Annotated in this window: 1 protein-coding gene; it reads right to left on the reverse strand. The window is 66.0% G+C overall.

Going from position 1 to position 306, the window contains the following annotated elements:
- Positions 1 to 306: putative inorganic carbon transporter subunit DabA (locus tag HX774_RS19655; protein WP_178829049.1), on the reverse strand; the 306-nt coding region annotated here is incomplete at both ends.

Here is a 306-nt window from a genome sequence, read left to right on the forward strand (position 1 = left end):
TTGTCCAGCACATCGATCAGCAGGGGCAATTGCTCTACGGGCTGGGTGTTGTGTAAGGCCTGTACGCAGTCTTCGGCAGTCAACCCGCAGGCTTGCGCCTGAGGCATCTGGCGGATCGCCTGATCAAGGTCCTGGGCGCTGATGCGTCCTTCCGTCCACGCTTGCAGTTGCCGGTCGCGCCCGGGAAAGACCTGAATGCCGCCCAGCGCTGCCATGCGCGCTGCCACCCGGCGCACCGGCATGCCGATGCGCGCCCAGTGCGGGTTGACTGCAATGGCACGGTCCAGGGGCCAGGCCGGTGCAATG

This window comes from Brevundimonas sp. P7753, from assembly GCF_013386595.1.
GTDB classification, from domain to species: Bacteria; Pseudomonadota; Alphaproteobacteria; order Caulobacterales; family Caulobacteraceae; genus Brevundimonas; species Brevundimonas bullata.